Source organism: Longitalea luteola (assembly GCF_017356035.1).
In the GTDB taxonomy this organism is placed as follows: domain Bacteria; phylum Bacteroidota; class Bacteroidia; order Chitinophagales; family Chitinophagaceae; genus Niastella; species Niastella luteola.
Genome location: NZ_JAFIQX010000019.1, coordinates 1 through 25,208, shown reverse-complemented (window position 1 = coordinate 25,208; position 25,208 = coordinate 1). Strand labels below are relative to the sequence as shown.

The 25,208-nt window shown below is 40.9% G+C and carries 25 protein-coding genes and 1 pseudogene; 13 read left to right on the top strand and 13 right to left on the bottom strand.

From position 1 onward, the window contains the following. Positions 1–22 precede the first annotated feature (22 nt). From traN to JUB15_RS27615, 7 genes are all read left to right on the top strand, one after another. Entirely contained in the window at positions 23–841 is an 819-nt protein-coding gene (gene traN / locus JUB15_RS27645) for a conjugative transposon protein TraN (RefSeq protein WP_207515931.1), read from the top strand. A 117-nt stretch (positions 842–958) separates the two neighbouring features. After that, positions 959–1,489: a hypothetical protein gene (locus JUB15_RS27640; protein ID WP_207515929.1), complete on the top strand. Its 531-nt coding sequence runs from the start codon at positions 959–961 to the stop codon at positions 1,487–1,489. Between the two features lie 339 nt (positions 1,490–1,828). Beyond that, positions 1,829–2,797 carry a hypothetical protein gene (locus JUB15_RS27635; protein WP_207515927.1) on the top strand — a complete coding sequence of 323 codons (969 nt, stop codon included), beginning with the start codon at positions 1,829–1,831 and terminating at the stop codon, positions 2,795–2,797. Between the two features lie 153 nt (positions 2,798–2,950). Continuing rightward, on the top strand, positions 2,951–3,268 hold the full coding sequence (locus tag JUB15_RS27630; RefSeq protein WP_207515925.1) for a hypothetical protein: 318 nt from the start codon (positions 2,951–2,953) through the stop codon (positions 3,266–3,268). Continuing rightward, on the top strand, positions 3,265–3,504 hold the full coding sequence (locus tag JUB15_RS27625; protein WP_207515923.1) for a hypothetical protein: 240 nt from the start codon (positions 3,265–3,267) through the stop codon (positions 3,502–3,504). The genes JUB15_RS27630 and JUB15_RS27625 overlap by 4 nt, the downstream gene beginning before the upstream one ends. A gap of 47 nt (positions 3,505–3,551) precedes the next feature. Then, the gene (locus JUB15_RS27620; protein WP_207515922.1) at positions 3,552–3,827 is read left to right on the top strand and encodes a helix-turn-helix domain-containing protein; all 276 of its coding nucleotides are present in this window, start codon (positions 3,552–3,554) and stop codon (positions 3,825–3,827) included. A 108-nt stretch (positions 3,828–3,935) separates the two neighbouring features. Continuing rightward, on the top strand, positions 3,936–4,202 hold the full coding sequence (locus JUB15_RS27615; protein ID WP_207515920.1) for a helix-turn-helix domain-containing protein: 267 nt from the start codon (positions 3,936–3,938) through the stop codon (positions 4,200–4,202). A gap of 573 nt (positions 4,203–4,775) precedes the next feature. On the opposite strand, the pseudogene JUB15_RS27610 reads toward JUB15_RS27615, so the two are convergent. Next, a pseudogene (locus tag JUB15_RS27610) lies at positions 4,776–5,974 on the bottom strand (IS256 family transposase). Between the two features lie 913 nt (positions 5,975–6,887). Then, a complete protein-coding gene (locus JUB15_RS27605) occupies positions 6,888–8,108 on the bottom strand; it encodes a PIN domain-containing protein (protein ID WP_207515918.1) in 1,221 nt (406 codons plus the stop codon). Positions 8,109–8,710: 602 nt separating this feature from the next. Here JUB15_RS27605 and JUB15_RS27600 point away from each other — a divergent pair. After that, positions 8,711–8,989: a hypothetical protein gene (locus JUB15_RS27600; RefSeq protein ID WP_207515916.1), complete on the top strand. Its 279-nt coding sequence runs from the start codon at positions 8,711–8,713 to the stop codon at positions 8,987–8,989. A 3-nt stretch (positions 8,990–8,992) separates the two neighbouring features. Here the strand turns inward: JUB15_RS27600 and JUB15_RS27595 are convergent, their stop codons facing one another. The 4 genes from JUB15_RS27595 to JUB15_RS27580 form a co-directional block, all read right to left on the bottom strand. Then, entirely contained in the window at positions 8,993–10,357 is a 1,365-nt protein-coding gene (locus JUB15_RS27595; protein ID WP_207515914.1) for a RagB/SusD family nutrient uptake outer membrane protein, read from the bottom strand. 13 nt (positions 10,358–10,370) lie between these two features. Beyond that, on the bottom strand, positions 10,371–13,823 hold the full coding sequence (locus JUB15_RS27590; RefSeq protein WP_207515913.1) for a SusC/RagA family TonB-linked outer membrane protein: 3,453 nt from the start codon (positions 13,821–13,823) through the stop codon (positions 10,371–10,373). A gap of 234 nt (positions 13,824–14,057) precedes the next feature. Continuing rightward, positions 14,058–15,227, bottom strand: a complete 1,170-nt coding sequence (locus tag JUB15_RS27585) for a FecR family protein (RefSeq protein WP_207515911.1) — start codon at positions 15,225–15,227, stop codon at positions 14,058–14,060. A 109-nt stretch (positions 15,228–15,336) separates the two neighbouring features. Then, positions 15,337–15,924, bottom strand: coding sequence for an RNA polymerase sigma factor (locus tag JUB15_RS27580; protein ID WP_207515909.1), 588 nt, complete (start codon positions 15,922–15,924; stop codon positions 15,337–15,339). An 802-nt stretch (positions 15,925–16,726) separates the two neighbouring features. Here JUB15_RS27580 and JUB15_RS27575 point away from each other — a divergent pair. After that, positions 16,727–17,206 (top strand): hypothetical protein, encoded by a 480-nt coding sequence (locus JUB15_RS27575; RefSeq protein ID WP_207515908.1) that lies wholly within the window; start codon positions 16,727–16,729, stop codon positions 17,204–17,206. Then, positions 17,199–17,735, top strand: coding sequence for a hypothetical protein (locus tag JUB15_RS27570; protein ID WP_207515906.1), 537 nt, complete (start codon positions 17,199–17,201; stop codon positions 17,733–17,735). Before JUB15_RS27575 ends, JUB15_RS27570 begins: the two co-directional genes overlap by 8 nt. Positions 17,736–17,976: 241 nt before the next feature. On the opposite strand, the gene JUB15_RS27565 is transcribed toward JUB15_RS27570, so the two are convergent. The 6 genes from JUB15_RS27565 to JUB15_RS27540 all read right to left on the bottom strand — a co-directional run bounded on the left by JUB15_RS27565 (position 17,977) and on the right by JUB15_RS27540 (position 22,242). Beyond that, positions 17,977–18,105 carry an ATP-binding protein gene (locus tag JUB15_RS27565; protein ID WP_439651024.1) on the bottom strand — a complete coding sequence of 43 codons (129 nt, stop codon included), beginning with the start codon at positions 18,103–18,105 and terminating at the stop codon, positions 17,977–17,979. A gap of 1,351 nt (positions 18,106–19,456) precedes the next feature. Continuing rightward, positions 19,457–19,741, bottom strand: a complete 285-nt coding sequence (locus JUB15_RS27560; RefSeq protein WP_207515903.1) for a hypothetical protein — start codon at positions 19,739–19,741, stop codon at positions 19,457–19,459. A 47-nt stretch (positions 19,742–19,788) separates the two neighbouring features. Continuing rightward, positions 19,789–20,394, bottom strand: coding sequence for a hypothetical protein (locus JUB15_RS27555; protein ID WP_207515901.1), 606 nt, complete (start codon positions 20,392–20,394; stop codon positions 19,789–19,791). Between the two features lie 185 nt (positions 20,395–20,579). After that, the gene (locus JUB15_RS27550; RefSeq protein ID WP_207515900.1) at positions 20,580–21,386 is read right to left on the bottom strand and encodes a nucleotidyl transferase AbiEii/AbiGii toxin family protein; all 807 of its coding nucleotides are present in this window, start codon (positions 21,384–21,386) and stop codon (positions 20,580–20,582) included. Next, positions 21,364–21,654, bottom strand: a complete 291-nt coding sequence (locus tag JUB15_RS27545; protein WP_207515898.1) for a DUF6922 domain-containing protein — start codon at positions 21,652–21,654, stop codon at positions 21,364–21,366. Before JUB15_RS27545 ends, JUB15_RS27550 begins: the two co-directional genes overlap by 23 nt. Before the next feature lie 75 nt (positions 21,655–21,729). Further along, positions 21,730–22,242, bottom strand: coding sequence for a hypothetical protein (locus JUB15_RS27540; protein WP_207515896.1), 513 nt, complete (start codon positions 22,240–22,242; stop codon positions 21,730–21,732). A gap of 159 nt (positions 22,243–22,401) precedes the next feature. Between JUB15_RS27540 and JUB15_RS27535 the strand changes: the two genes are divergently transcribed. The 3 genes from JUB15_RS27535 (at position 22,402) to JUB15_RS27525 (ending at position 24,319) form a co-directional block, all read left to right on the top strand. Then, complete coding sequence (locus JUB15_RS27535) at positions 22,402–22,854, top strand: DUF6756 family protein (protein ID WP_207515894.1); 453 nt, start codon at positions 22,402–22,404, stop codon at positions 22,852–22,854. Between the two features lie 83 nt (positions 22,855–22,937). Further along, a complete protein-coding gene (locus tag JUB15_RS27530) occupies positions 22,938–23,432 on the top strand; it encodes a hypothetical protein (RefSeq protein WP_207515892.1) in 495 nt (164 codons plus the stop codon). A 320-nt stretch (positions 23,433–23,752) separates the two neighbouring features. Continuing rightward, complete coding sequence (locus tag JUB15_RS27525; RefSeq protein ID WP_207515890.1) at positions 23,753–24,319, top strand: hypothetical protein; 567 nt, start codon at positions 23,753–23,755, stop codon at positions 24,317–24,319. Between the two features lie 65 nt (positions 24,320–24,384). Here JUB15_RS27525 and JUB15_RS27520 read toward each other — a convergent pair. Continuing rightward, the coding region (locus JUB15_RS27520) for an outer membrane beta-barrel family protein (protein WP_207515889.1) at positions 24,385–25,208 on the bottom strand (824 nt) is incomplete at its 5' end.

Sequence of the window (25,208 nt, the reverse complement as noted above, 5' to 3'; positions counted from 1 at the left end):
TTCAATCTTAAATAACCATAATATGAAACAAGTTGTGATGTTGATTCTTGTGAGTTCCATTTCTTTGTTTGCATGGTCTCAACCGGTGGTCTTACACATGGGAATTACCACCGACAAAACCACCAGTTTGTTATTTCCCGCCGCCATTCGCCATGTCGATCTCGGCACGCCGGATGTTCTCGCCGAACAGGTAAAGGAAGCGGAAAACCTGGTGCTGGTAAAAGCCGGCCAGGCCAATTTCAAGGAAACAAACCTGACCGTGGTAACGGCGGACGGCCGCCTGTACTCGTTTAGGGTGGTATATGATCCGGCTCCCTCCATGCTGGTGCACCGGCTGTCGCCCTCCGTTGCCGCTAATAATGCGAATATCGCTTTCCACGGGGAGCTGATGAAACCGCAGGACCTGGAGGCGTACTGCAAGGGAATTCTGGATAACCACCGTATGATGCGAGGCATAGTCGATGCCAGTTGGGATGCAATGGCAAGGGTGGATGGTATCTATATAAAGGACAATGTTATTTTTTATCAACTGCTGCTGGATAACCACTCTACGATCAACTATGACGTGGATTTCATCCGTTTTTATATCCATGACAAAAAGAAAAGTAAACGTACCGCTGCGCAGGAAATTGAACTCAAGCCGCTCTATATCGCCGGCAATGTCAAATCGGTGGAAGGCATGAGCCGCAATACCGTGTCAGTCGCTTTTGAAAAGTTCACCTTGCCAGACGCTAAATACCTGGCCATTGAGATCATGGAAAAAAATGGCGGGCGTCATTTAAGTCTGAAAGTAAGCAACCGGAAAATTGTTCGAGCACAGGTCCTTCCAGACTTACAATAAGGGTCGAAACTGCAACGGGCCCACTGTTTACCTGCGGTGCTTTGAGCCGCCGCAGGCTTGTACGCCTGTTGAATAAACGCTCATTTGAATTTTTATCAAGTTCAAAATTACAACCTTATGGATCATAAAATAGGACAGCTTCGTCAACCGGAGGCGTCAGCCGAAAATAGGTTATGGCTTGACCATATGGTAACAACGCTTCAACAGCGGGTAAGCGCCACGGGGATTGACCGCGACGTCCGTTATGTAGTGGAAAATAACATTCAAAAAAATCCTGAGCGGTTTACCCTTGCCCTGGAAACAGAAACCGGTAGGGATAAGCTGGGTCTAAAGCTGCATTTTATCAAGGAAGGCTCCGATTATAATTTCCCCGGTTATGAGGCAACGTTGTTTCACCATACATTCATTGCACACAGGCAAATCAATGGAATTGACACCCGAAACCTTGACAACCGGATGAAGCAGGCGGACTGGCACTACGGGATTGCGGAAAGCGATGAAAAGGTAATCAAGGGCTACAAAAATGCAGAGGCCATAAAAGCGGATTTACGGCAACTGGCCCAGGACGGACAAGGAAAAATTGTAGCTGCGCAACTTTGGAACAATCATGTTCCGGCGAACACCGTCACCAAACCAGATTTTTATTAGCGCTATAGAAGCTGCCCATGATCTCTATCACAAAAGCTTATTTTCTGCAGATGTGAAGATTGGGGAAGCCCGTGATATCCTCAAAGCAGAACACCAGTTACAGCAAACGTAATTCCTTTCAGCTAATCCGGTACATAGCCCCAACCTGGTGCAGTCCGATCAGCAAGTAAAGGATAGCAAGCACTTGGCCACAGCTTCACAGAACCATCGGGCATCTTCAAAAGCAGAAACGCCAGCTAAAGAGGCAAAGCATAAGCATCGCCGCAGATTGCAGTACCCCTGATAAGGGCGTCTGCATGGGAGCGTGAATAAGATTTAATGACAATTAAAATTGTGTGTATGGTAACTCCTGCTGAATATATCGCCAATGAATTTAAGAAAGTCGGTAAGGCAGACGCCTTTACCCCTGAATTGGCAGAGCAAATTAAAAACGGCGTGCCCTATATAAAGCATCCCCACCTGGAAGTGGATAGGGACGGCAATAAGGCAACGACCACGTTCCATATCGTCAAATCCGCCAACAGCGATAATTATTTTCTCAACAAGTTTGACATGCAGGTCCAAAGGGCCGGTAAAAAAGAAGATGTACAGGATACGTTTTATATAAACGACGTCAAACGGAATGCGCACAACAAAAAGCTAGACCCAGCAAAATTCTTTACGACTTTCACCGTAAAAAAAGCCTTCAATTACCTGATCGGGCGACCCGTACGCAACCTGTACCAAAACGTGCAAAACCAGTCACATAAAGCTTGGGATCAGATCGACCTTAAATCACCTCTTGGAAATGGCCGCTATGAACTAAAGACCTGTAACGATAATTATGGATTCGACCTGGACAAAGTAGCGGCTAATTATAGCATGAGAGAACTTGCCAACCCGCAGTTTAAAAAATCACTATTTGAATCCCTCGAAAGGGGAAATCTTCAGTCTGCCAAGTTTGTCGGTAATGATGGTAAGATAACTGAACTTTTCGTCAGTCCCAATATCCGTTTAGGCACCTTAAATGTATTCCGGCATGACAAAGAAACCAATACAAAAATGCCTGTTCAACTTGCCGATCTCGAAAAGAATGGCTGGATCAACAAAGAGTTTGCGCAAACCGTTCGGGAGCGCGTTAAGGAATTCACCCAAAAATATGGACAGGCTAACAAGCAGGGCCCAGCGGAAAAAAATGCAAGGATTGAAAACGAAAAGCCGGCAAAAAAGGAAGAGCAGGGAGAGAAGGCGACAAAAAAGAATAAGATAAAAGAGAAAACGGATGTCTCAGAGAAACCCAAAAGGAGCCATAGAATAAAGCAACAATAAAAAATGTGGATATGCGCAGCAAACTTCATAATAATGATTTCAAAATTCAGACTCCTTCTACCTGGCTCGGTAGATTGTTCGAGCGGTTGAAGCGTTTTTTGCACCCTTTATGCACTGCGGGCCTTCATTATCAAACAACATAATTATAAAGTCATGGAAGTGCAAAAAGAATATGTGAGAGACTTTAATAGTGTATTGGTGGACTTTCTAACCGTTGCTGCGGAAGACCCGCGGATCAGCCCTATTCATATCAGCCTCTATGCGGCCATACTCCATCAATACAAACTGCAGGAGTATAAGTTACCGGTTTCGGTATATAGCAAGGATCTGATGCGGCTGGCAAAAATTTCCGCAAAGACGTATCATAAGAGCATGCAGGAACTGCACCGGTATGGCTTCATACACTATTTGCCTTCTTATAATCCAGTCCTCGGGAGTTTAGTATATCCAATAAAATTAAATGCAGCATGAAAGTGTATATTATTGAAAAAGAACCGGAGAATGAATATGGTATTGTCAAGGTTGCGGCCAATTTGGTAGCCGAATTTGAGCTGCTGCACAGGGATAAAATTGTGGACGAAGGAAACTCGATCCACGATGTGCTAACGAAATTTGTCGGGTTGGAAAGACGCCTGGTAATGAGTTGGTCTTTATGCCAGCCAAGTTCAAAAACGATCGATTGTGAACCGGCGGTGTCGTTAGGGTAGCATTGAAAAAGTCGTTAGCAATATTGTTTAACTGTTTAATGCGGTGTATGATCGTTGATATTGTGACTAAAGAAGACTTGCAGGAATTTCGAATGCAGCTGTTGAATGATATAAAGGAGCTTTTAACGCGGGAAAAGGAGGAAAAAAGGGAGCTTGAAGTTATTGAGGGCTATAAAACATCTCACGTCCGCAAGATCCTGGGTTGCTCTGTCAATAAATTAGTGTCCTTGCGAATTTCCCGAAAACTACGAATCAAGAAAATAGGAGGGACCATATATTATAATAAAGAGGACATTAAACGGTTGTTGGAGGAAGGCTTTTGAATGGTGACGACTGCAAACAGCCTTTTTTATCAATTTGAACCGAAAGTTGATCAAAAATTTGCTTGAGCGCAGAATTTGAAATGCATACAAAAAGTAAGCTATACGGTTATGAAAATTGAAATTGTAACGAAGGAAGATTTGGAATTAGCAAAAAATGAAATAATACATAGAATAAGAAACTGTCTATTCGTTAGCCAACAGACTGTTGACGGTTATAGAACAAAAGAAGCAAGGTTAGCTTTAAAATGTTCGTCCGGAAAATTTAGGTCCTTACTGATCGCCGGAAAATTGCGGGCGAAGAAAATAGGAGGAACGATATCCTATCTTAAATCTGATGTGGTGAAGTTACTAAACGAAGACTTTAAAGATGGATAATCTTGCGAACTATTATATTGAGCGATTTTTTGAAAGGGTTAAACAGGATAAGAATCTGCATTCATCCCACATTTCTCTATACATGGCAATCATTCGATTATGGATGGCTCAGGCCAGTGGAGATCAGATTACAGTGAGTAGGCAGCAGCTCATGGAACTTTCAAAAATAGGGGCCAAGGCAACTTATCACAGATGCATCACATACCTATGTGACATTCAATTGATCAAATATTACCCTACATATGATTCTTTTGTTGGTACCAAAATTACTTTACTCGAACTATAGGCACTTTTGGCGAAACCTTCTCGTTTGATTTCTACAAATTACGGGAGTGTAAAATAAACTGTGTCATTTAATAATTCAGATAACAAATTTCATCTCGTTGGGAATTGATGTTTTTACTTGATGCAGCTCGGCTTTGTACCGAAGATCCTAAAAGGGAGTGTAAAATAAACTGTGTCATTTAATAATTCAGAGAACAAATGTCATCTCGTTGGGAATTGATGTTTTTACTTGATGCAGCTCGGCTTTGTACTGAAGATCCTAAAAACATCGGTTGCCAACGAGACTTCTTATAGCCTCAACTTTAAACGATCACCAAATTTAATGGATAGTTGTGATACGGTCAGGCTCCAGTTTTTGTAAAGGCTGTGTCCACTTCTTCTGGATGTTTTGTGTTGCCAGGTAAATAAGCTTCAGCAATGCCATGTCCGAGGTAAAAGCTCCCTTCGTTTTGGTTACTTTACGCACCTGTCTGTGGAATCCTTCAATAGTATTGGTGGTATAGATTAATTTGCGGATGGCCTCCGAGTACTGAAAATAGGTGCTTAACTTATCCCAGTGACGGCGCCAGGAATCGATGACCACGGGATATTTTTTGCCCCATTTTTCTTGTAATTGTTCTAACTGATGTTCGGCTTCGTCTTTGCTTACAGCCTGGTATACGGGCTTTAAATCAGCCATAAACAACTTCTGATCTTTGCTGGCTACATATTTGATGGAATTGCGTATCTGGTGTACTATACAATCTTGCACTTCAGTGGCAGGATAAATACTGGCAATGGCTTCAGCAAAACCCTTTAAACCATCAATACAGGCAATCAGTATATCAGACACCCCCGTTGTTGCAGGTTGGTTAACACTCCCAGCCAAAAGTTCGCTCCTTCGCTCTCCGATACATAGGTACCCAAGAGGTCCTTGCGTCCCTCTGCATTTATGCCAAGGATATTGTAGACGCAGCGGCTAACAACCTTACCTTCCTCCTTGACTTTATAGAACATGGCATCTAACCATACGACGCAATATAGTGGCTCTAAAGGCCGGGCCTGCCATTCTTTTACCAGGGAATGATTTTGTCAGTAATGGAAGACAGTGTGGTGGCTGATATCTCCGTATCGTACATGTCTTTGATATGGGCAGATATATCCCAGAAGCTCATGCCATGGCCATACATCCCGATGATCTTGTTTTCCAGGCTCTCGGCCAAAATAGTCTCACGCTTTTTAATGATCTGAGGCTCGAAGGTCGCCGACCGATCACGCGGTGTCTCCAGGTCGATTGTACCGTCCGCTGTTCTGAGTTTTTTGTTGCCTTTGCCATTTTTGCGATTCCCGTTAGCCCGCTGCTCTTCATCCAGATGGCCTTCCATCTCACCCTGACTTGCCAAATAGGGATTTACCAGAACGCAATTGCTCAAGGGGCCTGCGCTTGAGCTCTTCATAGTCGAATTTTTCTTTTTTGTCCATAAAAAAACTGTATTAAAGGTCTTGATTTTTTAACCTTTGACACAGTTTATTTTACAGTCTCGCGGAGTCTTTACCAATAGACTTAATTATCAACGTTCCTGTCCCGGTAGAACCTTGCCCGGGTTTTGTTTTATCCTCCCAATAAATTAATCCCACACTTTTGCTTATGGTTTCAATTGCCTCTTGAGATATCGAACGTTGGTTACAGGACAAAATGATTAATCCAGATAAAATGAATCGTCTCATAGAATTAATTAAATGTTAGCGTATGCGTGCCTTCGTATAAATCAAAAAAACTTAAAGTCAAATTCACGCGATTAAAACTTTATTATCGCTTGTATTTTGCCAAAGAATCTTCAAGACCTTTTAGTCTGGTGTCGAAATTTTTTAAAGAATCATACAACGGCTGGATCCTGGCATCTTGTATGTTTATGGTTGGTAATGGCGTTGGTTTTTTCTCTCGGCTATTTATGCCTGTTAATATAAATGTAAGAATAGATCCCTAAACCACTCCGCCGAAGGTCTGTAGTGGATTATATTTCTCCCACCACGGTCTGTCAAGCGGAACAACTACTATTTCAAAGCTGCCATCATCTTTTCTGTTTTCATACATTGTGTAGTCCCGTGTTCATTCCATTCGCCTGCCAATGTCACGGATAAAGTTAGGATTCGCGTCTGCTACTTTTAAGTCATTTGTAAATATGTCCGTAAGGTTTATGCTACTATGGCCACCCTTCTTTCGATTAAGGTAATCTTCCGCATATTTTTTAAGAGCAAATTTCAAAGGCTCAATGTCGTTTGAATCAAGAGGCTTTTTATTTATTAATTTTTGGATGTCGGCAGAAAAGTTTGGTAACATATATTATCAAGAATGGTATATTTGTACGCTTTGCAAATAGGCATTTCCAATGGTAAATCGGACAATCCAGGTTCTTTCAGTTAGGGCAACAGGAAATATTGTTTTCTAAACGAATGGAGCGGGACTGTTATGGTCTGAATGCTTAGGTTATCATTGATATACTTAACCAACATAGTGTCAAACTCAAGGAAGCTTTGAAAAACATCGGAAATGATTCCTGATTTCTCATTTTGCACATAACCCTCGCGTATCCTTGCAGTAATTTCGTTCTCTGTTTCACTTGCAAAACGCATTCGAATTGTCGCTCTTTCATCAGGATTCATCTTGTACTCATATGTGGTGGAATCAATTTCATTTTTGGTAAAAAATAAAAAGACGCCGTTTTCCTTATTCAAGTCCTTGGGTAATATTAGTGATATGAATTCGGGTCTGTTTTGACCAGTTTTCTTCCCGACACATACAGTTAACCAGTCTCCTTGTCGTTTATATTTATTGTGGTATAGAACGTTTAAATACATAGCCACTCCATTTTCTTGAATGTCAAGATCCCAAGTGAACACGTCAGCGGCAGATTCGGTAAGTTTGATAGCGAATTGCTCCATTTCAATAATAACCTTCTTACTTATATTAAGGGCGGCAGGTAGCACTCTCTCAAACTGGACCTTTACTCCGTTTAACAAAGGGATTAATTTTGGATGGAACTCTTTTGCGTTTTTTCCATCTGTGTATTCCTCGATATTGTTGGAAATGAAAAATGCCTGAAAGCCGAAGCGGTCTTGTTGACTCTTTAAATACTCTACAGCACTCAGGAGTATTGCGGCGTCACCCACGTTATTTTTCTTGTTATGAAATGGAGCCTGGTTATTGATTGATAATTCAAAAATCTTCAGTTTTACCTCTTGCGATACTTCCACTTTTTCACAATCATTGAAAATAAAATCTTCAACTTTTTGTATGTGTGTTGCATTCAGACGAATCTCTTCCTCAATACCCTGGATAAATTCTTCTTTTAGTTGCTTTAAATCGCCTTTTGTGTACTTTTCAATTTCTTTGAAGGCATTCTCCTTGTCAGCGAGTTTCTGCTCCAGTTTTTTAATTTTTGCTTTACAATGCTCCTTATTTCTATTCCATTCGGTTATAATGATGTCATTGATTATAACCTGTGCTAGCTTTTTATCTTTTAGTTCCTTCAATGATCTTAACAATTCATAATGCAGGGCATCATGGTGTTTATTGCTAATAGGGTCAAGTCCGTTGGCTAAGTAAATCCAATTATTTGTGTCAAGAATTAGGTATATCAAACGTGTTGTGTTTTTTGTTTTTCAATTAAGGTAGCCTATAACCGGGAGGGCTTTGAGCAGGAAGTTCCAGATAGTATTTGTCACCTGCATGTTTCCTTTCAATTAAGGGAACCGATTTCTTGGATTTACCCATCTAACAGAGGATTCGTTATAGAGGGGCATGGCCTATAAATATACACAAGGTTTTACTTGGGTATGGTGGATCAAAGTACAGCATTCGGATATCCTTTCTATTTTGCTTTGTGACAAATTAGAAATTTTTGCCCTCTTTTATTGAGTCGTTTTAAATATTTTTCGTTTTCCCGGTAGGCTTATTTCACACGTTGACTTTCGGCACCGTACATGTTTTTATGTAGTAATTGTAGTTTTTTGCTGCTGTATTTTGTCAAGGCGCGCATATCCGTGTTTAATTAAGAATAAAACATCACCTTTTTCCAACCGAGGGCTGTTGCCGGAGCGGTTGAAATTCGTATTGCCCAGAGGTGTATGCGGTATTAAAACCAGGTTCTCCGGACAACCATATTACTATATGGTCCTTATTCTATCTCAGGATTCATCAATAAGTTTCGATCGTTTTTATATAACCTTTAATTTGTTGTTTTATGTCAAAAATTAAATTGTTTTTGATCGCTACTGCTATTGTCATTGGTATCGGTGGCGCTATTGCGTCACGGCCAACCGCTTTGTGCGAAAACCAAACCCAATACTTCCAATGGGGTACTTCTTATTTCCCGGCAGGGCAATACGGAACCGACTACGTCTGCCTATCGAGCGCGGGTGTCTGCACTTTTTACCGGCCCAATCCAATGGATCCAAAGGGTTATGTTCCTTGTCGTACCGGAACCTTTGAGTGGGTTGAATTAAAACGTACGGGGCGTTAACTGTTATTTTCTCTGATTTTGTGGCATCCCGGTAATCTGGATGATATCCGGCGGTATTGGAAGTATATAGCGCGGGTCTTCACTCTGAAGTGTGGCCCTTTCCCCACTAAGTGATCGCGTTAGTGATATCCGCGCTCCTTCTTTATCATATCGCCTGATGTCGCCCCAGCGGATGCCGCGGTAGATGAGTTCTTTTCTCCTTTCCATCCTTATCCATTGCAAGGCTTGTTGTGCATTTGCGGCGACAAGCGGAGAAACAGGGCTTATATAGCGGTTCTCTCGTAGTTTATTCAAGTCCGTCATTGCCTCCATTATATTTCCAGCAAAGGCGTATGCTTCCGCCCTGATTAGGTACAATTCGTCTGTAGCGAGCCCACTAAATTTGAATTCAGTGCCGGTGTAATTGAAGCGTAAAACCGGCAGGCCTGCTGTATTCAATGAGAAAAAAACAGTTTTGCGGAGGTCATTACTCTCGTATGACCGATACAGGTTGGAGTCAACAAAGCATTTATTCTTTAACAAAATACTCGTTGTGGAAAGCAGGTGGCTGTCATAAATCACTTCATCATTGCGTCCGCTAAAGGGATCGGAGGAAGATTGATAGATGTTGTTAAAGTTGATCAGGGTGGGGTAGAGTTGTAAAGCACTGTCTGCATACAGGCCGGCTTTTCTGTATTCACGCATGCTTAAATAAATCCTTGCCAGTGTTGCATAAACCGCCGGAAGGCTGGGCCTGTTTTTCTTTGTGATTTCTACTTTACCAGGGACTAGATGCCGGGCTTGTTCCAAGTCTTCAATGATTTGCCGATAGACGATCCTTACCAATGCGCGCGTGGACTTTGGTTCTGGGTCAGATGTTAGCCGAATAGGTACGCCGAGTGTCGTAGAGGTACTGTCGAATAGGCTTGCAAACTGCAACACCACATGATACAGTGCATAAGCTCTGTAAAAAAAGGCGCGGCCTTTAATGTAATTTCGTTCGACAGAGGTATCCGCCGGATCGATATGGGGTAAGCGGTCCAAAACAGTGTTGGCTTGAAATATCTGCTTGTATAATACGTTCCAGTCACCCACCTCCCCACGACCTTCAAAGATGTCTACTTTCCAGAGGTAAGCATTCCGTTCGTTCGGATCCAGGGATAAGCCTGTTGTATCGGCCGGCAGGTAATAATCGTTTGCTGAAACCTCGTTCAAACCCGGCGTTTCCTGCATAAGGGGCATGTTATCGAGTAAAGCCTGAAAGTCAGCCAGTGAAGAAATAGGCGCCAGTTCTGAGTCGGGATTTTCTCCCATGTCTTTATCAGTGCATCCCGACGAGAAGATGAAGACTATCATTAGCGAAATAACGTATATTGATACCTGTTTCATAGTGTGCAATGAATTATCTAAAATGACCTTTAATTCCAAAGGAAAATTGTTTTGTAGCCGGGTATCCGGTGATTTGGTCGGGGTCAATTTTTTTATCTCCAGCTCTCCAAAGAATGCCCAAGTTTGAGGCGTTTATGTATAAAGTGCAAGTTGCCAATCCTAAGCTGGCAAGCAGTTCTTTTTTAATATCGTAACTGAATGCAATATTATATAGGCGAAAATGATCTGCTTTTTGTATCAACGCCTCTGAGTAATTGTAAAGAAAGTCGCGGTCTTTGTTGTTTGGATATATCATGGAAGGGACATTCGTTTTCTGTCCCGGGAACTGCCATCGTTGTTCTATATCGCCTGATCCCGGAGGCGAAGCACCTTTAAAAACGGCATCGTAATCAATGGAAGGACGCCTGTAGAAATAACCCAGCTTATAGGTCACCAAAACGGAAAGCATGAACTGACGCCAGGTAAATTCATTACCGATACTACCAAACACGGCGGGGCTGCTCCTTCCATGGTACCGTAGGGTATTGTATCCGCGGCTTTTGACAATGCTACTGTAGTCATAACTGTGGCTGCCATCCTGATACCCGATGGGGTTACCAGTTGCCGTGTCTGTGCCGCCATACCTAAAGCTGTAAATGCCATACAAGGGTTTGCCCGGTACGATGGACAGGTATCGTTGGTCGCAATATTGCCATGCTTCCCTTAACGGATCTTTAGTCTCTGTAACCTTTTCTTTCAGAAAACTGAACAAAAAGCGAGTGTGCCACTGAAATCTGCGATTGATGTTCTGACTGTACACGGTTAGGTCTATATTATCTGTACGCATGGACGCCACATTCCCCGTCAAAGAACTATTACCGGTAGTCGCATCAAAGGGCTGATAGGCCAACAAATCGCGGGCATTTTTTCGGTACCAGTCCAAAGTACCCGAAAGGAAATTGTTTTTAAACCGGAAGTCAGTCCCTACATTCATCGTGAGCACTTTTTCCCATTTGGTAGAGGCCAGCGGTGGGTTATTAGCAATGGCCATCCGGTCACCGTTGGCATTATATCCTTCTTCTGTATAGGAAGGGTACATCGCCACATTCACCGGCACATTACCCGTAGTTCCTATGCTCGCACGGAATTTCAGAATTTCAAGAATCCGGTGCCATTGATAAAACGATGCTGAGCTAATGTTCCAGGCAAAACCAGAAGAGAAAAGCGGGATGGTGTTGTCCTTGAATTTTGAACCAAACATATTGGATTGGTCGATCCGGGCGCTGGCCGAGAAATGATATTGGTTTTTCAGGCTCACGTTTCCAATGGCGTAATAGGATCTGAAGCTGTTGAGGAAGGTACGGCTGCGAGGCGCGGTAGGAATTCTCTGCAGGGACGATGAGTTATACAGCATCGTAAAGGCGGTATTGTAATCCACATTTGTTTGCCCGTTGGGGCGGCTTGCATCATAGTTATAAACCAGGTTAGGGGTCACTTCACCCTTTACCCGCATTTTATCCGTACCGGTAATTAACGTAAGCTGGTTTTGATTAAACCAGGTTTTAAGATAATTCAACTGAAACCGATAATCGGTAATGGTATTCTTGTTTTGTACTTTTTCTAAAATATGGCCCCATTCAATAGGCCGTTTGTTGTCGCTTGGCTGGGTAAAAGAATTCACCATGTCGCGTACATAATAGCTATGCTTATTCCTGAGGTCCCTGATCGAGGCTGACACCAATTGGTACTGGGTATAAAAAGAAGCTTCGAGGCCCGGGAGCATTTTTTTAAAGATTTTGGCCGTTCCTGAAAATTGTATGCGCAAGTTTTCATCTTTCGTCGTCTTATCTCTTAACCTAAATTCATTCAGTGGATAATAGTTCCATGGCAACAGGTTATGTTTGGGCACTATGGTATCAATGTAGGGTTGACGTCGCAAAAAAGGAAAACTGAGCGGATCCCCATTTTGATCTGCCAACCGGGCGTATGGGGGAACCACATCAACAACCGCATCGGTGTTTCTCTGTTCGTGATTGGTATAGGAAATGTTGGTAGAAAGCCCGAACTTTTTTTCATGGGGCTGGTACTGGCCAGAAAAGGTCGCGGTCTTTCGCTGTTCAAAACTGTGGTAGAGCTCCGGAAATCCGTCCAGGTAACTACCCGAAACGAAGTAGGCAAATTGCTTTCCTCCGCCAGAGAGGTTAAGCGATAGGTTGCGGAAATAGCTTTTTCGGTAATAATAAGTCTCCTTATCCTTTCTGTTGTCTTGCAAGCGCCAGTCTTTGAGTGTTTCTTCTAATTGGTCATCTGAAACCGATCCTTTTCGATTTTTAATCAGTAATTCAACAACAGGAGAAAAAGCCGGGCTGATCAGTTTGTCCAAGGCTCGATAATTTTGATGGCCGAACCAATAAGTATCCACATCAATGCGATCGTTCGCGCTCATAACATTTCCATAGTAAGCATCCGGCTCCGATCCCACTGTCGCAAAGGCATCAAAAGAAAAATGGGGGGAGTGCTTGAACTGACCTGCTTTTGTCGTGAGGGTGATCACGCCGTTGCCCGCCCGGGCGCCCCAGATAGCGGCAGCGGCGGCATCTTTTAAAAAGACGATACTTTCAATGTCCTGGGGATTAATATCGGTTATCCGGCCTTGGTAGGCGAAATTATTGAGAACCAAGAGCGGGTCTGGGTTGCCATGGATGGTGACACGGGGGCCGAGTGTAAAATAAGTAGGTTGGTTGATGCCCGCGGTTTTATTTGTGACCCCAAGCAGGCCAAGGGAATTGCCGGTCATCGTTTGAACGATATTGGCGTACCCATTGATCATTTCTCCCAGAATCCCAAAAGAACCGGTAGCTCTTGGCACCTGAATGTGTTGGTAACCCGTGTTCGCCCGAATGGTTACCTCCGGTAAGCTGCCCCTGTACTTGACCAGGATAGGAATGAATCCCCGGTTCTGTACCGGTACATACACTGTATCAATAAATACTCCGAATACTTCGAGAAAGCCGGTTGGATCTACCCCATTTAAGTAAAAGCGGCCATTAGGACTAGAGACGATGATGTTATTGATGTTCCCGACTTCCCTGATTTTTATCCCTGAAACCGCTTCGTTGTACTCATTTACGATGAATCCCCGCACTGATATCCGGGATGATGTGTCTTCCATTCGGGGCGTTACGGTTATTTCCTCTATGTAAAAGCGGCCCTCTCTCTTGACGCAAGTGAACGGTTGATCGGTACATACAACTTTTAAAGCATCTTCCAGATTGGCATTATTTAACGAAAGAGAAAGATTATGCCCTTTTTTTAATACTTTTTTATTGTAGAAATATTCATAGCCGCCGCTCTGTTCGAAAATCATTTTAAAGGCTTTTTTCGGCGAAATGTCTTTCTCCTGGATGTTGATCTTGTTTTGCGCCTGTAGGGAAGCCGGACGTAGAACAAGGAAGAAAATAAAAACAAAAACAATGTTTGCTCTCATAGCTACTGTCAGTTATTGATTGGTTACGACGTCACCTTAACCAGGCACAAACGATCGATCGCCTTTGCCTTGGATTTTTATGGCGTACGAATAGGTTCTTTTACTATTTCACTATCAGCTGCGGACCACGAGTAATCTCATGGCCGCAACGATAGCGCCGCTCGTCCACATTACCAGGTCTTGACAATAGGAGAAGGTTAATGATTAATGAAGCCCGAAAGCTTTTATCGTTTGTTATTGCGTTTGTTTATTATTTACGGGAATCAAGGTTATTACTCTATTCCTGTTTATAATCTGAACCTTATCCTCAAATATTGCTTTTAGTGCGGCCTCAACAGGTTGATCGCGCTTAATCATACCCGTATAAACGTCATTGGCGGCATCTTTGAAATTAATTGTGACATTATACCAACGCTCCAACTGCCGAATGATGGAGCTCATGCTTTCGTCATCAAAGTCAAAAAACTTATCGTCTTTCCATGCGATGGATTTCTCTATCGTGCTATCCTTAAACACTTCGATTTGTTTCGACGGCCGCACTGAAGCCGACTCGCCCGGTTTGAGTATTTTTTGCTCCTTTCCCCGCACAATTTTTATTTGACCTTCTAGAAGCGTTGCTTTCACTCTTCCTTCGTTCCGGTAGGCGTTAATATTGAACTTGGTTCCCAACACTTGCACTTCAGTATTGTTATTTACCATGACCCCAAAAGGTTTGGATTGGTCGCTTTGGATCTCACAATAGCCTTCTCCCTCTAGTTGCACACTACGGGTAAGCGTACTGCTTTCAGCGGGATAGCGAACAGAAGAAAGCGCATTCAGCCAAATCCGACTGCCGTCAGGTAATTGAAGCTGGCATTGGCTTCCCCAAGAGGTCACGAGTTTGATCGCATTCGATGAAGAAGAACCCTTATAAGCGATCAGCTTACCTTTTTTCGTCACCTGCTGGCTATCGTTGTGTACAAGTATTCCGTCTTTGGCGCCCTGAATCTCCAGGATGGAATCTCCTATGGCCAAATAGATTTTGGCGGAGTCCATTTTCATTTCGGATTTGCCGGCGTTTTCTTTTTTTACTACTGTTTCCTTGCCGGCTTTATGTTCCTGCCCATGCCATAAAAGGTATGTCACTACTGCTATTACAATAATAAAAGGACTGGCATAGATCGCATTTTTTATTCGCCGCCGCTTTCGGATTTTTCCAAAGACCTTTTGTTTCGCAGCTCCCACATTGATACTCATATAATCAGCCAATTCTGCCTTTACAAACTCACGGTCGGTATATAAATTATAACACTCGCGGTTAGAGGGTGCAGCATCCAGCCACTCATTTAACTCCAGTTCTTCCTCTGGCGTTAATTGGTTTCTTTGTTGCTTGACGAACAGCCATGCAAGGTGATTCTGTCTCATGGTTCAATGGTTAGAGTATTATTATGTGTTCAATGGTATCGCTTGTTGAGCCGCTCCGTATGGGATACGGACGGATAGCCGAGATATTAATTTTTTTTCAAAATATTTTTTAGTTGGGAAGATTACATGCAAGACTCACGATTAGGGCGAGGAGAAACTCATTTCGGTTAAACAGGGCAGTCTTTAGCAATTGTATGGCCTTATGCTTATTAACGCTCACACTATTTTCTGAAATACCCAACTGTCCGGCAATCTCCTGTATATTAAGACCATCAAAAAAAGAGAGCTTAAAAACTTCCCGGGGACGATCCGGAAGTTGATCGAGTTCCTCGCGAAGAATTTCCATAAGTTCTGCACCCAGCTCTTGAGATTTTTCCTGTTGTTCAGTGGGAAGTTTTATCATTTCCTTTAACCAATCCCTTTGGAGTTTTTGCTTTCTCAGATAATCAATGCAAGCGTTTCTGGCTGTGGTGTATAAAAAATGGTAAACGTAATTTTGTGAGTCAAACTTTTTCCGACCAGCCCATAGTTTGTACAACACAGATAGGGATATGTCCTGCGCCTCTTGCTGGTTGTTCGTTATCCGCCAGCAGAAAAATTCAATTTTTGGATAGTAGTGATCAAAGAGTTTCTCGAAAATGATTTGGTCGCCGTTCTTGAATTGCTGTATTTGGTAGTCGGTAAATCCCGCATTCATCGGTTAAAGTTTTTTGCAACGAAGTGCAGCATGTATGCATGGCACACCAGTTTGTTGCTGAATGATAAATAGAAAATGTCTTGATGTTAATAATATATATAGCGTAGCAGCTACGTATGTGTAGCGCGCACACTTAGAGCGAACCATCGCGAAGCCTTTTTGGAGCGGACCGTCAGTACCGTTATGTACTGTCACGAAGTTGGTAAATGATTAGTGGGACGCAATTAAATCAATAGAGATGAGTCTAGCAAATCCAAAAAATTCGGTGCTGATTTAAAATTAACTAATGATTTTGAAGAAGGAAGGATGTTTTATTAATCCAACTTCGAGAAAGTTATTGAAAGCATCAAAAAACAACGCAATTTCTTTGCAAATTTTCTGTTGTATCGGTTTCAGATAAGACAAATAAATTGATTTCGGTCAATGACCGGTACAAGAGCGATTAAGTTTTGGTATGATGCTTATCTTATAAACCCGATAATAACTGTTTTGACACAAAAAAAGCAGAAGAAATTGCAAAAAAGATCTTGAAATGAGTGTTCACACTTAAGTGAACATTATGGCATTTTATTACTGCATAAATTGTGTTCGTTAAACACAATAGTGCTTGATCTTCGTTTATATCTAAGGGCTTAATAACTTGCAGTAAATCCAAGCTACGATGATCTAAATTAATGTGCATTGCCGTGTTTGGTAGGCAATAAAACAGCTAAATTTTTTTACAGAGTTGCGCCATCACCATTAAATAATCATAAACCTTTTTTTTCGTGCCTTCGTCTATCTCGTAGAATTTGCTGCGCAGGTGGACGAGGGAAATTTCGGATCTGCTTTTGATTGTAAAATGAGCAGCAAAGAATCTTATGACCTCCATATTATTGGTATTGGTAACAATACCTACGCGAATCAAAACGGAAGCCAATACAAGGCTTGGGATCAACTTTATCCCAGTACTATTTTGCCGAATGGCCGGATGAAGGAACGCACGTTTCATGAGAATTATGGTTTTGACGTGCAAAAAGTTGGTACCAATTACCGGATTATGGACTTGATAATTGAGGAACATGCCAATCGCTTGTATCAAAACATTGAAAGAGGCAACCTTCAGTTAGCGAAATTTCTCGGGAAGGACGGCGAAGATGAACAGCTTTTTATAACGCCCAATATACCCGTTGGTTGTTTTGATGTTTTCACCCTTGATAGAAAGCCTGTTTCCCTTGAATTGCAAGTAGAAAAAGGCTACAGCACCGAAGTACTTTATAACTATGATTGTCGAAATGGATAGAATCGCCAGGGGCATGGAATTCTGGAATAAGCGCGAGGATGAATTGAAGAACCTATTCCGGGATTCCAACTTTATCAGTAAGCGACATTTTCTTGAAGAGAAACTAAAACATATGGAATCACTCCGGGATGGGTTTAGATACCAGGTGCTGACCAGTAACGAAAAATCCACCATGAGAATGCTAAAAGGTCAAATTAATGATTTGGAGCAAAGGCTTTATCCCAACCTGGTCGTGCGCTTATTCAAAAAGTTGCAACGGGCGCTGACGCAGGGTGTTACAATTACTATAAGTCCAACCGTTTCATCCGTTCAGAAGGCGGATCCTTCACCCCGCCAGCAGCGGGTAAAGCACGCCGATGCGCTGCCTAATCAGCAAACGCAGAACAACCAGTTAAAAAATAACGACGGAACTACTCAGCCTATAAAGAAGGATCAAACGGATCTCGGGGCCGTGACTGAATATAAGAAGCGGTTATCCGAAAAAAACAATGTGCAGCAGCCTAAGGTGATCAAACATCGTCTGCGGTAGGGGGTGTTCGTGTCATTGTTTTGCATTGTTTAAAAATTGAGGAGTATGAATATTGAGGTAAGTGATGTCAATGAATTAAGGAGTTATCTCCAGGATCAATTCCGCGCCCGGGTCAAAGTGGATTTCTTTTCCGATGTACCAGGATAAATTGGCGGTAGGTGATCTCAGAACTTTTGGCAACAACCATACACAAAAATTGGCAACAAGAGTGCAGAGCGGTGTCAAAAATAAGGGCATTGATTTAGTCTTCAAAAATTGTTTTCCTGTTTTCCAACCGGTAGCTCTTACCGGACAGGTTAATCACTTCACACTGGAACAGTAAGCGGTCTAATAATGCCGTTGCCAGTACTTCATCTCCGAGGTTGAGCAACGTTAATTTTACAGAATAACTTTATATGTGGTTGTGCAGGATCATCGTTCTCGTAGTAGGAGGATATTATGTAACCTTTATAGGCGCCACGGAGGTCGCACAGGCCCAGTATGTTAAGTAGCCAATTCCACATAACATGCCTGTTAATAAATCCTAACAGCGTTGTTACTGAACTGGCTGCTAATAGTATATAGATCAAAATAGCAAGCAATGAATCTCCTTGTTGATGAAGAAAAAAAATTCCTAACTCGTGCAATCCAAATTTAATGGCAACAATCAGGCAGATTAGAAGAACCAGAATTCCCGGTGGGTAGTTCTTGAAGGAAAACTTATTCATCGCGATGTCTAAAGTATAAGAATTTTTTCTACAATGCAAGGACAGACTCGTAATATAGAGATCTTTGCAATTTATTAAGATAATGCTAACGTAATACCCAAGAAATGAGTCTCGCAGGGACTAAGGCTAACACGGTAAATGCAGATGATATTTGTACGTGTATTGCAACGGAGAACAGTATTCTTATTTGTTTTTGTATTTTATGTGTATCGTAAACATGTTTATGATAGGAGCGAATGCTTAAACTTGCGTATAATAAGCATCTGATTTTAATAAGCTATATTTGTAACTGAATTTGCGTTGAGGTGGATCAATAATAAGTGGTGAGTGAAACAGTGAGTGTCTTGAAATCGTCCTTTGTAAATAACTGGTTACTAAATTACAACGTGCGGGGTAAGAGACCCTCTCTCTCCGCTCGGCTCAGTTAAATGAGATAAACTTAAAGTAATAAAACCTGCAAAATCAATGATTTGCAGGTTTTTTGCTTTTTAGGCATGGCTGTTTTTACTGCACTTTATGGGTGCGTTTTCGGATTATCTGATAATATTGTGCCGACCAGCAGTCCAATAGTTGCAGAACAAATAATTCGTCGTTGGGATGTCGAAACACTCTCGGAATATAGCCTTAAGCTTGATTTGTTAGTTATTGATCTGTTGGAGGGTTTATAGACCTTTCTTCCATTTACTTCCTTCCTGGATCTGATATCCCCAACATTCTTCTAGTTCAACCTTCTCCCATAACTTTTCACTTTGCTGTTTTATTTTTTTGAAGCCTTCGATGGATTACCTAATTGAAGGTATTCGGATAAATTCATTTGACTAATATTATAAATTGGGCGTCAAATTATTTCAGCTTGTCCAATTTGTCTGGTGCCTTCGTGTATCCACCAGATCCGCCCTTTATTCAAGTGTTTTTCAATAGGTTGGTTAATTAAAAATCGAACTGTTACTTCTCCTTCTTCTCCCGGTTCAAAAAGTGCTTTGCCTTCAAGTATTATGTCCCCAATAAAGGTCTCTAATATTTGTCCGATTCAAAAACATGGTTTGGTCTATAACCACTAATAAATCCAGTTTGTCGACCACCCGCTTCTGTTGATTTAAGTTTTAGTATTGCCTTTATTGAAATGAGTTCGCCAGGGTTTTCATATTCTAAGTCTCTAATACTTGCCAGCGTATATTTATCATAGGCCATAATATCAAATATTTTTGATTGGCCAGTGTTAAGCCAGCGTTTATATATGAGATTTCCATTCATGTACAAATACAGTTCATTACCTTCTATTTTTATTAGTATAGCCATTGGCTTATATTATTGCTGGGTATATTTAGTTAAAAAAAATCATTACACTAATTTGCTTTCCGCTTTAACGCAGTTTCAAGCTCCATGGCGTTAGTTGGTATATTTTGCTTCTTGTTTTCCAATAAGTATTTCTTTGCTAAATCTTGTATTTGAATTGGATAATCATCAATTTCTTTAGGTAGTTGAAGACTAATATTATATTTTAGTTCAAGATCATCAGTAATAAAGAATTCTGACATTAGGATCTCTTTTTGCCTTTGGTAAGCGGCAATTTGTCTTGGGAACTCTCTTTCGTAAACGTCCAAATCTTCTATAAATTCGTCATCGAACGCCTCTGACTCGGGTTCCCACCGGAAAACATCGTAGCCTTTACTTTTTTTGGTTTGATATGTTTCATCTTCGTTGAGTGTATATACCGTCATTGTATATACTGTTAGTCGTGCCCAGTAAAGAGCATTTATAACGCCAATTTTTTTCTTCTTATCACCAGTTTGAAAAATGTCAAGTAAAATTTGTTGAATTTCAACATAATCAAATACCCTCCTGCATGGGCGTATAAACTCATTATTAAAGCTGGGATCGCGTTCATCCACAGCGGCATTGATCATTGGCTTCAAAAGTTCTATAGGAAAAGTATCAAGAACATCAAGCAAACCTGCTACAAACCATTTTTTCTCATTGTCTCTTAAAAATGATTTAAGAATATTGATTTCGTCTTCTGTAAAACCTGAGTACTATTTTCTGAATTGCTTTAGTACAATGGGCTTTCCCCATCCATTGTTGTTACGGATATTTACTAATTGCTTTTTATATACTTCGTAAGTATGTAGAATTTGCATTAATTACGAGATTTCTTTTTTTTACTCGCAGGCTTCTTTTCACTTTTTACAGCATCCTGCTCTTTACGATTTTTTTCTATGTTTTGATCCCGTTCCTTGCGTTTTTCCAGCAGGTCGGCAATTTTCTTAAAACGCTCTTGTTCTAACTGAGCTTTTTTATCGATTTGTGATTGCGAATACTCCTTTACTTTTTGTTCAATTTGTTGAATTGCCAAAGTCGGGGTTAATTCTATTAACATAACTGGTTCTACAGAATTTTCTAACCCTTCCGTATCGACTATATTTGATAATACAATGCTTTTGTCATTCATTGGAAACTTTTCTTGATAAAATTCCATCATTTGCCCAAAAGAGAATTTTTCAAGTAAAACAGCTATGTCAACAAAATCTTTCTTTTCCTTTCTGTGGCAAATAGCATCAAGTTTAAAGGCTGCAATATCTTCAAGACTTGCAAGGCGGATTTCTCCTTCAACAGTGGCGGGGCGGATAAACTTTACGGCCCAGTTATATATATCAAGTTTCCGGAAATCATCTGGTCGACCGGGCAGGGGAAGGGTAAAACTCATTCCATTCCTGGTTTCATTTAAGAAAACTACATCCGGGTTATACTGTAAAATGGCTGTTTTTACGTCCAGGATATCGAAAGACCGATCGGTAAAAAAATCAAGATCATCTGATTTACGATGGCCAATTTGTAGTGAAAGGGCCGTACCACCAACCAGTGAAAAAGGGGATAATTCTGGTAGCGTTGAAAAATCTGTCAGGACTTGAAAAAGTGGAAGGTCAATTGTGTTTAAGTGAAGCATAGGCCTTAAAATCTTGTAATGGTAATCCTAATAAAGCGTGGGCAAGAAAAAGCCCTTTCCTGCTCAGGTACTTATTGTTCTGTAAAATTGCACCAGCCTCATCTTTTCCATAAATCACAATAAATGAAAGGACATCATCGAGCTTTCCCCTTTCGAAGATCCGGGAAATAATAAAGTTCCTATCCCGTGATAAATCCAATTTATCCGGGTCTACGTCCCAAAATGCATACTTTGGAAACAGAATGCCAATATCTTTTCCACCTTCCATACCCTAAAAATACCACAAATTCCTGAGTATTAGAAACCTGAAAATCAGAGAATAATACGAGAATTTAAGTTCAAATTATTGTCTCAATTTCATTTCAAGTTCATCCGGGTTTTTAAAAACGCCGACGTTTCCTGTGTCTTTAAAAAAAACTCTTGCATTTTCAACTCCTTTAAGTATTTCAGCCCGCTCTTTAGCCGAAAGACTGGATAGTTTATACAACCTGGAAATGTTCTGTTTTAAATTGTCTTTGTCTGAGCCATAGAGCTTATTAAGGAGTGCTGCCGATTGATCATTTGCAGGTAGTAAAGGCGTGTTGCTAATTTTAGAATTGACGTAATGTATGATAATTAGTGTAGGAGCCTGGTACTGGGTGCGTTTACACTTCGTTGTTTCTTCTGCCTGGTTCGCCAATTTTTCTTGTTCACCAGAAACTACCTCTAGTTTTGGCAAGAAACTCCAAAAGAAGGAGGGGAAATAAATAAATGCCGTAAGGCTAACCAGTGCTGGTAGGCCGGCAAATAAAATAGAGGCAAATATGGTAAGCCAGCTATCGCATTGCGGTAGTATAGACAGAATAGCAATAGCCATGATCACGCCAAAATGTATTAAAACCTCTCTGAACCAATAACTTGCAGGTTTAAAGAATCTTTGATTGGATGTTTCTATTCATACTTATTTGATATTTTAGCTGCTGCAAAAAGGGACGAAACTAAAGTGTTAGAATATTTGCATATTAAATTAAGATTATTGGCTACTGCGAAAGATTTGAAAATAACGGATGACAAGTTTGATGTTATTGGTATTCATGACTGGCCTGATGTTTTTAAAAAAATAGAATCGAAGTTTATTGTTAAGAAAAATACCAATACCAGATTTAATTGGTGGTGGGATAATCTGAAAAGTGACAGGTTTTCACTGGAATTTCCTAATGATGATGCATGGAAGTATTTACATCTGCTTATTGATAAGGATGAGAAAGTTTGGTTTATTGTCTGTGATTCCAGCCGTGATCCTAGCAAATATTGGCTTTTTGAAGGTTTTATTGAGCCAATTCAACAAATCTTAGGTCAATTAAACGCCTTTGAATATTACGTGGTATCCAAGAAGTATGACTGGTTCCTGGCTGAAAACCATCATGGATATCTAATTGGATTAGGTTCTGTTAAAGGTAAAATGTTAGAACTTAAAGATAGTATTTGATAAGGCTTTTATTCCTCCGGCGTGTTCAAGTCGTCATGAGGTGGGAAGGTATTAATAGTCATAATGAATAAATGCTTGTTGTTATGAGCTTAAGCCCGGAATACAGTGTTGATATTATTGTATTGGTTAGGTATAAAAATAAATACACCTGGTATTTACAAGAAAAGGAATATTGGGTGTTAGATTATAATAAGTGGGCTAGTGTCTTTGATAGTTTAGGACATGATGATACAGCCTATGGTGACGATTTGAGGGATGATTTTCCTATTCTGGACAGCGACAATTGGTCTTCATATGAAAAGGTAATAAAAGATCATGTAGTAACTAAAGAACAGTTGAGTGAGATGATTAGGGAAAGTCTGCCTATTGAGAGTTGGGACGAAAAAGGCGAGCTTTTCCCTTCACTTTTTGTAGATTTTGATAAAAAGGAATTGTTTTCTCTTTTTCCTGAACCTTTATCTTTTGAAGATTTTGTGCCGGATAACTGGGTAGGTAAGTATGATAATTTTTATGAGTTAATACCCGCAACTGAAAAATACTGGATCATCGATGGTGCCGATCATTTGCCTGCTGCATAACAGGAGAACTAACTAAGAGGTACAATTGGTGAGAAACTGAAAGAAAAATTCTCAAACTGTCGGATGATATACTAGCTAGAATACTTAATCCTTTACTGAGGCTTTCTTTCTTCTTCGTAAAATCCCCTTCGTAAAGTTCCTCATAATGCCGCTAGTCGTCTATCGTCTATGTGTAGTATAATGCCTATAAAAATGAGTTTTTTTAAAAATGGCCAAATTTTTGCTCTTGAGGCTTGTCCGAGATAATTTCTAAGTCCTGTTTGCCGTTAGCTAACGTTAATGAAGCATTTAAGAAACCCGATAACCCCTAATAGCATTTCATGAAAGTTTATTTGTTCTTAATTTTGAATTTAATTGCTACAGCCTCCCTGGCTCAACAGAAGCAAACGGTTGAGCCTGCAGACTCAGTGCTGGCAACATATTTACAGCGTCAATTTTACTCCGAAAATTTTGTAGACAGTTGTTATACCGGAATTCATTTTCTGGAAATAAGTTTCTCTTCAAAATCGATGTCCACATTTATTTCAGGCAATTTAAATTCTGTTTATAAAAGGCGCATTGAAAGCCTGCTTGCCGATCCGCTAAAGATCTGGGACAGGCGCTATGTTAGCTATTGCAAAAAGAATAAGATTCACATCGTACTGCCCATTTTATTTGTTATAAATGCAAACTGTTACAGGTTGAATGACCCAGGCAATTCGGTAGATCATTTGAGCAAGGCAACTGTAAATGAACTAGCGATCAAAATATTGAATAGCCAGTCTTTATCATTAAAGGAATCTTTTAATCAAATTGGGCTTCAGCAAAAAGGAAAAGTTACCAATTGCATACTGGTATCCCCCTGTACGATTAGCAGCAGGTTAAACAAGCAAAAAATAATGATGTGATTATTTCTCTGCTGAATGTTTGTGAACGCAAAAAATTGCTATCAAAAATGATAACGGTTGGGCCGTTAAAGTCTCAGCCTGTCTTTTTCTTCTTCGTTGCCTGCCGACCGGTTCCTTTTGCCCTTCACCTGATCATTGCCAAAAGTGCGGGTAATGGTAAATTTCACGGCCGGTCGGGTAAAAGTTAATTCAGCGGTTGCAATCAGGTTTTTACCAGGTTTATTGATCTCTGGTTTATAAATCATCGTATTCAGCATATTGCTGAAGTTGAGCCGTAACGATGTTTTTTTGCTGGCAAATTTTTTTTGAATGCCAGCATCCAGCGAACCAACGGGAGAGAACCGGTATATGCCAAATAAACCGCCCGAGTTATAGAAACCGGACAACGATAATGAAAAATCTTTGGGCAATGTAAAGGTCTGCTGGCCCGACAAAAAGAGATTCTTATTCTCGATACGCAACGACTGTTCATTATAAAATCCGTTGATCTGCTGAAAACTTCCATTGATGTTCAGTTGCATATTCCACCATTTAGTTACGGTAACCGGTAAAGACAAACTGATTGTCACCATCTTTCTGTTTTCCTGATTTTCGGCAGCCAGTGTTTCTTTATTGGTGATGGAGTCGATCTTTGGAGAAAAATTGGTGATGGGATCGGCTTCATAACTTAATGCAATGGATAGTATCTTCTTTTTCCAGGTATAATTCACGTTTATATTATCGCCGATGGATGGCTGTAATCCCGGATTGCCCGAAAAATAAGTGTTGGGATCCATGAAAATTACAAAAGGGGCCAGGTTCTGTCTAATACGGAAGTCAATGGGCCACCCATTACGGAGGATAGCGGGCCAGCCAAAACGGCGCATGCTGGGCCAACCGCAATAAGCTT

What these genes read in the sequence shown, in the direction of transcription:
- traN (WP_207515931.1), top strand. Translation starts at nt 23, where the DNA reads ATGAAACAAGTTGTGATGTTGATTCTTGTGAGTTCCATTTCTTTGTTT.
- JUB15_RS27640 (WP_207515929.1), top strand. Translation starts at nt 959, where the DNA reads ATGGATCATAAAATAGGACAGCTTCGTCAACCGGAGGCGTCAGCCGAA.
- JUB15_RS27635 (WP_207515927.1), top strand. Translation starts at nt 1,829, where the DNA reads ATGGTAACTCCTGCTGAATATATCGCCAATGAATTTAAGAAAGTCGGT.
- JUB15_RS27630 (WP_207515925.1), top strand. Translation starts at nt 2,951, where the DNA reads ATGGAAGTGCAAAAAGAATATGTGAGAGACTTTAATAGTGTATTGGTG.
- JUB15_RS27625 (WP_207515923.1), top strand. Translation starts at nt 3,265, where the DNA reads ATGAAAGTGTATATTATTGAAAAAGAACCGGAGAATGAATATGGTATT.
- JUB15_RS27620 (WP_207515922.1), top strand. Translation starts at nt 3,552, where the DNA reads ATGATCGTTGATATTGTGACTAAAGAAGACTTGCAGGAATTTCGAATG.
- JUB15_RS27615 (WP_207515920.1), top strand. Translation starts at nt 3,936, where the DNA reads ATGAAAATTGAAATTGTAACGAAGGAAGATTTGGAATTAGCAAAAAAT.
- JUB15_RS27600 (WP_207515916.1), top strand. Translation starts at nt 8,711, where the DNA reads ATGTCAAAAATTAAATTGTTTTTGATCGCTACTGCTATTGTCATTGGT.
- JUB15_RS27595 (WP_207515914.1), bottom strand. Translation starts at nt 10,357, where the DNA reads ATGAAACAGGTATCAATATACGTTATTTCGCTAATGATAGTCTTCATC.
- JUB15_RS27590 (WP_207515913.1), bottom strand. Translation starts at nt 13,823, where the DNA reads ATGAGAGCAAACATTGTTTTTGTTTTTATTTTCTTCCTTGTTCTACGT.
- JUB15_RS27585 (WP_207515911.1), bottom strand. Translation starts at nt 15,227, where the DNA reads ATGAGACAGAATCACCTTGCATGGCTGTTCGTCAAGCAACAAAGAAAC.
- JUB15_RS27580 (WP_207515909.1), bottom strand. Translation starts at nt 15,924, where the DNA reads ATGAATGCGGGATTTACCGACTACCAAATACAGCAATTCAAGAACGGC.
- JUB15_RS27570 (WP_207515906.1), top strand. Translation starts at nt 17,199, where the DNA reads ATGGATAGAATCGCCAGGGGCATGGAATTCTGGAATAAGCGCGAGGAT.
- JUB15_RS27560 (WP_207515903.1), bottom strand. Translation starts at nt 19,741, where the DNA reads ATGGCTATACTAATAAAAATAGAAGGTAATGAACTGTATTTGTACATG.
- JUB15_RS27550 (WP_207515900.1), bottom strand. Translation starts at nt 21,386, where the DNA reads ATGCTTCACTTAAACACAATTGACCTTCCACTTTTTCAAGTCCTGACA.
- JUB15_RS27545 (WP_207515898.1), bottom strand. Translation starts at nt 21,654, where the DNA reads ATGGAAGGTGGAAAAGATATTGGCATTCTGTTTCCAAAGTATGCATTT.
- JUB15_RS27540 (WP_207515896.1), bottom strand. Translation starts at nt 22,242, where the DNA reads ATGGCTATTGCTATTCTGTCTATACTACCGCAATGCGATAGCTGGCTT.
- JUB15_RS27530 (WP_207515892.1), top strand. Translation starts at nt 22,938, where the DNA reads ATGAGCTTAAGCCCGGAATACAGTGTTGATATTATTGTATTGGTTAGG.
- JUB15_RS27525 (WP_207515890.1), top strand. Translation starts at nt 23,753, where the DNA reads ATGAAAGTTTATTTGTTCTTAATTTTGAATTTAATTGCTACAGCCTCC.